We start from the raw sequence: 884 nt of genomic DNA, 5'->3' as shown, positions 1-884 counted from the left end.
CTGGCCGAGGCGATGTCTTCTAAATCGCCGTCTTGCATCTGGATCTCGATGCCATTTTCACGGAAATAGCGCTTCATATAACCAGGATACTGACCACGAGTTTGCACATCACCGAAGAACAACCACTTGTTGTTTTCATGCATGGCGGCTAACACATCATCAGGGTTACAAGTGTATGGGTAGTTCATGGCACCCAGTAACATGTTGCCGATTTTGCCATTCGGTACAATTTTCTGGCACAGCTTCACTGCTTTAGCATTCGCCACCAATTGATGGTGAATCGCTTGGTAAATCTGTTGCTCTGTTGCGTCTTCTGGCAAACCAACCCCAGTAAATGGTGCATGCAGAGACATGTTGATTTCGTTGAAGGTAAGCCACAGTTTGACCTTATCTTTGTAGCGTTCTAACACGCTTTTAGCGTAACGCTCGAAAAACTCGATCACTCGACGATCGCCCCAACCACCATAATTCTCAACCAAGGCGTAAGGCATCTCGTAATGAGAAAGCGTCACAAATGGTTGCATGTCGTGTTTGGCTAGCTCATCAAAAATTTTGTCGTAAAACGCCAGTCCTTCTTCGTTTGGCTCCAGTTCATCACCATTAGGAAAAATACGGCTCCAAGCGATGGACAAGCGCAGGCAGGTGAATCCCATCTCTTTAAATAAGGCAATATCTTCTGGATAGCGATTGTAGAAATCGATCGCAAGATCTTTGATACCTGGTGTTCGTTCTTCACGCGTTTGATGCGGGCTCAGAATGCCGTTTGGCAACATATCTGATGTTGATAAACCTTTACCCCCAAGGTTGTATGCCCCCTCTACTTGGTTTGCAGCAATGGCACCACCCCAAAGGAAATTATCTGGAAACTTAATCATGTTTCTCAC

At 45.7% G+C, this 884-nt stretch carries 1 protein-coding gene; it reads right to left on the bottom strand.

Annotated features, from left to right (window positions below; all coding sequences use genetic code 11):
• Positions 1-875: glycoside hydrolase family 1 protein (locus R7E78_RS25290; RefSeq protein ID WP_318058494.1), on the bottom strand; the 875-nt coding region annotated here is incomplete at its 3' end.
• Positions 876-884: the final 9 nt, after the last annotated feature.

The organism is Vibrio sp. YT-19(2023) (genome assembly GCF_033337395.1).
This window is presented reverse-complemented; position numbering and strand designations above follow the sequence as displayed.